Consider the following 6,047-nt stretch of genomic DNA (forward strand, 5'->3'; position numbering starts at 1 on the left):
CCGGCTTTGCCGGGCCACTGGTGTTGCCCCCGGTCGGGGGGAGGAGAAGCGACACGAAGTGCGCGCAGCCTGGGGGCGAGCCTCATGATTCCGCCTTGCCGAAAACGAGGGAGCAGTTGTTGCCACCGAAGCCGAACGAATTGGACAGTGCATAGCGCACCTCGCCGTGCGCCGGTTCGAGCTTGATCTGCGGGCCGAAGCCTTCGTCCAGCGTGCGGGTGTTGACCGTGCCCGGCATCAGGCCGCGCTCGATGGCCAGCAGGCTGATGACAGCCTCGACGATGCCCGCCGCGCCCAGCGTGTGGCCCATGAAGCCCTTGGTCGAGCTGGCGTGCGTGCGCGCCGGGAAGCGGCGCGCCACCAGCGCGCCTTCGACCTCGTCGTTCTTCTGGCTCGCGGTGCCGTGCATGTTGATGTAGTCGATCGCCTCGGGTGGCAGGCCGGCGCGCGCCAGCGCTTCGTCGAGCGCACGCTCGGCGCCCAGGCCCTCGGGGTGCGGCGTCGACATGTGGTGCGCATCGCTGGCCTCGCCATAGCCCAGCAGGTGCAGCGGTGCGGCATCGGCGCCGGCCTGCACGCGCTCGACCAGCGCGAAGCCCGCGGCCTCGCCCAGGCTGATGCCCTTGCGGGAGGCGTCGAAAGGCCGGCACGGCTCGCTCGACACCAGTTCGAGCGAGTTGAAGCCGAACAGCACGCTGCCGCACAGCGTGTCGGCCCCGCCGACCACGGCCGCGTCGGCCAGGCCCAGCCGGATCAGCCGCTCGGCCGAGGCGAACACCTTGGCGCTCGACGAGCAGGCGGTGGAAATGGTTTCGCTCGGGCCGCTGATGCCCAGCAGCTGCTGCGTGAACATGGCCAGCGAATGCGGCGTGTGCACCCTGGCGCGGCGCTGGTTGGGCGGGAACATGCCCTGTTCGTCGAGCTGCGTGTAGGCCAGTTCGGTTTCGCCGATGCTGGCGGTCGAGGTGCCCAGGATCAGCGCGACGCGCGAAGCACCGTACTTCTCGCGCGCCGCAGCCACCGCCTCGAGGAAGCCATCGGCCTGCAGGCCCAGCCACGCGAGCCGGTTGTTGCGGCAGTCCCAGTGGGCCAGCGATTCGGGCAGGCGCACTTCTTCGAGTCCATCGACGCGGCCGATCCAGGTGGGCAGCGGCGCATCGCCGAAGTCGTTGGCGCGCAGCCCGCTGCGCGACTGCGCAAGCGCGTCGGCCAGCACTTCCTTGCCGACGCCGACGGCGGAAGTCGCCGTGTAGGCGCTGATTTGGAGAGGAGAAATTCGGGACGGCACGATCTTGTAGGGGCTTGCTGGCAGACGGGTGCGCGGGAAGTGGCGCAGGAAGGGAAAAGAAAACGAATGTATAGCGCCCGCAGCCTACCAGTTGCGCGGTGCGCGCAATGTCGGCTGTTTCCTATAAGGCCCAGGCCCTATTGACGGTCCGCGGGCCTTGTGGTCGTCGTCAGCCGCGAGGCCAAAGCCACCAGCACCAGCACCGGCAGGCCGAGCATCGCGGTGGCGACGAAGAAGGTGCTGTATCCATAGGCATCGACGAAGGCGCCCGAATAGCCGGCGATGAACTTCGGCAGCAGCAGCATCAGCGAGCTGAACAGGGCGTACTGCGTGGCCGAGTAGCTGATGTTGGTGAGGCTCGACAGGTAGGCGATGAAGGCCGCCGAGGCGATGCCGCCGGCCAGGTTGTCGGCCGAGACCACCGCGATCAGCGCCGTCAGGTCGTGCCCGCGCGAGGCCAGCCAGGCGAACAGCAGGTTGCTGGCCGCGCTCAGCACCGCGCCCAGCATCAGCACCCGCATCACGCCCAGGCGCATCGACAGCACGCCGCCGACGAAGGCGCCCACCAGCGTCATGATCACGCCGTAGATCTTGCTGACCGTGGCCACCTGATCCTTGGTGAAGCCCATGTCCACGTAAAAAGGGTTGGCCATGATGCCCATCACCACGTCGCTGATGCGGTAGATGGCGATCAGCGAGAGGATCAGCGCGGCCTGCCACCTGTAGCGGCGGATGAAGTCGGCGAAGGGCTCGATGAGCACGCTGCGCAGCCACTCGGCGGCATTCTTTGCCTTGGGCAGCACGCGCGGCACCGGTTCGGGCGACAGCAGCACCGTCAGCACCCCCACCGCCATCGAAGCGGCCATTACCAGGTACGCCGTCTTCCACGCCCCGTTCTGGTACGCCGCCGCACCCGTGACCGCGGCCGCCGGCGCCACCTCGGCCCAGGCCGCGACCCACAGCACGCCCGCACCGGCCCAGATCATCGCGAGCCGGTAGCCCGTCTGGTAGGCGGCCGCCAGCGCGGCCTGCTTGCGTGTCTCGGCCGATTCGATGCGGAAGGCGTCGAGCGCGATGTCCTGCGTGGCCGAGCCGAAGGCCACCAGCAGCGCGCACCAGATCAGCGGCGTGAGCCCCTGGCGCGGGTCGTTCAGCGCCATGCCGATCAGGCCGGCGATCACCACGCACTGCGCCAGCAGCAGCCAGCCGCGCCGGCGTCCGAGCAGCGTGGTCAGCGGCGGCAGCGGCAGCCGGTCGACCAGCGGCGCCCAGACCCACTTGAAGCCGTAGGCCAGCCCGACCCAGCTCAGGTAGCCGATGGTGGTGCGGTCGATGCCCGCTTCGCGCAGGCGAAAACTCAGGGTGCCCAGCACCAGCAGCAGCGGCAGCCCGGCCGAGAAGCCCAGCGCCAGCATGCGCAGGGTGGCGGGCTCCAGGTAGACCTTCAGCGCGTCGCGCCAGGGCGGGGAAGAGGCGGTGGGGGTTTCTGCGGAAGGTACGGACATGAGCCTCGGATTGTCCATGAGTGCCGGGGGGGCCTCGCCCCGGCCCTTTGTCTTCATTTGTTCCTATGATCCGGCTCCTATGTGCACACGATGTGATCGCCCTGTTTCCGCCATCTCCACCGCTTCCGCATGGAATCCCCGGCGGGCCTTCCTGCTGGCGGCCGCCGGCGCCGCCCTCAGCGGTAGGGCGCTGGCGCAGGTCAATGTCGGCAATGCCTCGGTGGCGCGCAACCTCGTGCCGGCCGACAGGATCGAGGCGGCCGGCGTGCAGCAGTACGGCCAGCTGCTCGAACAGGCGCGCGCCAAGAACGCGCTCGCGGGCGACGGCAACCCGCAGCTGCAGCGCCTGCACGCCATCGCGAAGCGCCTCATTCCCTTCGCCACGCCCTGGAATTCGCGCGCCCGCGACTGGAAGTGGGAGGTCAACCTGATCGGCAGCAAGCAGATCAACGCCTTCTGCATGCCCGGCGGCAAGATCGCCTTCTTCACCGGCATCCTCGAACAGCTCAAGCTCACGGACGACGAGGTCGCGATGGTCATGGGCCACGAGATGGCCCACGCGCTGCGCGAGCATGCGCGTGCCCGAATGGCCAAGAGCGCGGGCACGGGCGCGGCGCTCTCCATCGGTGCGCAGCTGCTCGGGCTGGGGCAGATGGGCGACCTGGCGGCGCGCGCCGGCACGCAGCTCCTCACGCTCAAGTTCAGCCGCAGCGACGAGTCGGAGGCCGACCTCGTGGGGCTCGAACTCGCGGCACGTGCGGGCTATGACCCGAAGGCATCGGTGTCGCTGTGGCAGAAGATGGCCACGGCGTCGAAGAACCAGGGCGGGTTGAGCTTCCTCTCGACGCATCCGAGCGGGCCGGACCGCATCGCGAAGCTGGAGGCGAACCTGCCGAAGGTGGAGACGCTCTACCGCGACGCGAAGAAGAGCTGACCAAGGCTTGCCTGCATCCCCCAGCGGCGACCGGGGCGGGCCTTCAGAGCTTGAAGTCGTACTCGACCGTGATCGGCGCGTGATCGCTGAACTTGACGGTCTTGTAGATCGCCTCGGTGCGCGCCAGCGCGCCCATGGCCGGCGTGGCCAGGTGGTAGTCGAGCCGCCATCCCACGTTGTTCGCGTAGGCCTGGCCGCGGTTGCTCCACCAGGTGTAGGCCTCGGCGGTGGTGTCGGGCTTGAGCATGCGGTACACGTCCACCAGGCCCGCGCCGTCGGCGCCGGCGTCGAGCAGCTTCGTCATCCAGGCGCGCTCCTCGGGCAGGAAGCCGCTGTTCTTCTGGTTGCCGCGCCAGTTCTTCAGGTCGATCTCCTTGTGGGCGATGTTGATGTCGCCGCACAGCACGAACTCGCGCTCCTTCTTCAGCGCCACCAGGTGCGGGAAGAAGCCCTTGAGGAAGCGGAACTTGGCTTCCTGGCGCTCCTCGCCCGAGCTGCCGCTCGGGAAGTAGCAGCTGATGACGGAGAACTTGCGCTTGGGTGTGTCGAAGCGCAGTTCGAGATACCGGCCCTCGGCGTCGAACTCGGCGTCGCCCCAGCCCACCACGACCTGGCTCGGAGCGTGCTTGGTGTACACGGCGGTACCGGCGTAGCCCTTCTTCTCGGCGAAGTGGAAATGGCCCTTGAGGCCGGCCATTTCCTCGAACCGGCCCTCGACGTCGCTGGCCTGGACGCGTATCTCCTGCATGCAAATACAATCCGGCGCAAGTTCGGCCACCCAGTCGGCCACGCCTTTGGTAGCGGCCGAACGCAGGCCATTGAGATTGAGACTGGTCAGTTTGAACACAAGGAATTCCCGATGGCTGTAGATGGTGAGAAAAGCAGCGCGGTTGCACAGGACTTCGTCCAGTTCGCCCTGGATGCCGGCGTGCTGCGCTTTGGCGAATTCAAGACCAAGGCCGGCCGGATGAGCCCGTATTTCTTCAATTCGGGACTCTTCGACGACGGCGGCAAGATCGCCCGGCTCGCCGGATTCTATGCAGACCGGCTGATCGAGAGCGGGCTCGAATTCGACATGATCTTCGGCCCCGCCTACAAGGGCATCCCGCTGGGCGCCACGGTGGCCGCGGAACTCGCGCGGCGCGGACGCAACTACCCCTTTGCCTACAACCGCAAGGAAGCCAAGGCGCACGGCGAGGGCGGCAACCTCGTGGGCGCCCCGCTCAAGGGCCGCGTGCTGATCGTCGACGACGTGATGTCGGCCGGCACCGCGGTGCGCGAGTCGATTGCGGCGATCCAGGCGGCCGGCGCCACGCCGCATGCTGTGGCCATCGCGCTCGACCGGCAGGAGAAGGCGACCGAGAACGGCGTCGACGTGGACCACAGCGCCGTGCAGTACGTGCGCAACCAGCTCGGCCTGTCGGTGATCGCCATCGCCACGCTGGACGACCTGCTGAGCTACCTCTCGGGCAATGCCGCGGCCGACCTGGGCGCGCACCGCGAGCGCGTGCTGGCCTACCGCACGCGCTACGGCGCCAGCTGAGGCAAGGCCGCCCGATGCACGACGCAAGCGCCCCTGGCCTGCCGATCCGCCGGTTGGTGTCGGCCTCCCTGTTCCTGGTTGTTTCTTCGTTCTGCGGCGCGCTGCAGGCGCAGTCCCCGAAAGTGGAGGGCGCCTCCCCCGGCATCTACACCTGCACCGACGCCCGTGGCCGCACGCTGACCGCCGACCGGCCGATTGCCGAGTGCAGCGACCGCGAGCAGCGCGAGCTGAACCCGAGCGGCTCCACCCGCCGCAAGGTCGAGCCGACCTATACCGCGCGCGAACTGCAGGAGCGCGAAGACCGCGCCCGCGAGGCCGCCATCCAGGCCGCGCGCCAGACCGACGAGCGCCGCCGCGAGCGGGCCCTGCTGGTGCGCTACCCCAATGCCGCCACGCACGACCGTGAACGCGCCGAGGCGCTGTCTCAGATCGACGCAGTGACGCAGGCCGCGAAGAAGCGCATCGCCGAACTCGGCGAAGACCGCAAGAAGATCGACGAGGAGCTCGAGTTCTACAAGCAGGACACGAGCAAGGCGCCGGGCGCGGTGCGCCGCAAGCTCGAAGACAACACGCAGAGCGTGGCGGTGCAGAATCGCTTCATCGGTGAGCAGGAAGAAGAGAAGAAGCGGGTGAATGCGCGCTTCGATGAAGAGCGCACGCGCTTGAAAACGCTGTGGTCGCCGCAGAACGGCGGGAATCCCAGGTAACCCCCCAGGCTTCGCGCACTTCGTGTCGCTTCGCCCGCCCCCCTGCCGGGGGCAACACCGGCGGCCCGGC

Annotated in this window: 6 protein-coding genes; 3 read left to right on the plus strand and 3 right to left on the minus strand. The window is 68.4% G+C overall.

The annotated features are described in order from the left end of the window. Nucleotides 1–82: 82 nt before the first annotated feature. Together PMI12_RS24855 and PMI12_RS24860 are read right to left on the minus strand one after the other, a co-directional pair. Nucleotides 83–1,288 (minus strand): beta-ketoacyl-[acyl-carrier-protein] synthase family protein, encoded by a 1,206-nt coding sequence (locus tag PMI12_RS24855; RefSeq protein ID WP_007838018.1) that lies wholly within the window; start codon nt 1,286–1,288, stop codon nt 83–85. A 137-nt stretch (nt 1,289–1,425) separates the two neighbouring features. Then, nucleotides 1,426–2,811 (minus strand): AmpG family muropeptide MFS transporter, encoded by a 1,386-nt coding sequence (locus tag PMI12_RS24860; RefSeq protein ID WP_042674259.1) that lies wholly within the window; start codon nt 2,809–2,811, stop codon nt 1,426–1,428. Between the two features lie 61 nt (nt 2,812–2,872). Here PMI12_RS24860 and PMI12_RS24865 point away from each other — a divergent pair, with 61 nt between their 5' ends. Next, nucleotides 2,873–3,727, plus strand: a complete 855-nt coding sequence (locus PMI12_RS24865; RefSeq protein ID WP_007838031.1) for a M48 family metallopeptidase — start codon at nt 2,873–2,875, stop codon at nt 3,725–3,727. A 43-nt stretch (nt 3,728–3,770) separates the two neighbouring features. Here the strand turns inward: PMI12_RS24865 and PMI12_RS24870 are convergent, their stop codons facing one another. Next, on the minus strand, nt 3,771–4,574 hold the full coding sequence (locus tag PMI12_RS24870) for an exodeoxyribonuclease III (protein ID WP_007838032.1): 804 nt from the start codon (nt 4,572–4,574) through the stop codon (nt 3,771–3,773). Nucleotides 4,575–4,586: 12 nt separating this feature from the next. Here PMI12_RS24870 and pyrE point away from each other — a divergent pair, with 12 nt between their 5' ends. Together pyrE and PMI12_RS24880 are read left to right on the plus strand one after the other, a co-directional pair. Then, the gene (gene pyrE / locus PMI12_RS24875; RefSeq protein WP_007838033.1) at nt 4,587–5,270 is read left to right on the plus strand and encodes an orotate phosphoribosyltransferase; all 684 of its coding nucleotides are present in this window, start codon (nt 4,587–4,589) and stop codon (nt 5,268–5,270) included. Between the two features lie 14 nt (nt 5,271–5,284). Beyond that, nucleotides 5,285–5,977 (plus strand): DUF4124 domain-containing protein, encoded by a 693-nt coding sequence (locus tag PMI12_RS24880; protein WP_007838034.1) that lies wholly within the window; start codon nt 5,285–5,287, stop codon nt 5,975–5,977. The last annotated feature ends 70 nt before the right edge of the window (nt 5,978–6,047 follow it).

It is taken from the genome of Variovorax sp. CF313 (genome assembly GCF_000282635.1).
In the GTDB taxonomy this organism is placed as follows: Bacteria; Pseudomonadota; Gammaproteobacteria; order Burkholderiales; family Burkholderiaceae_C; genus Variovorax.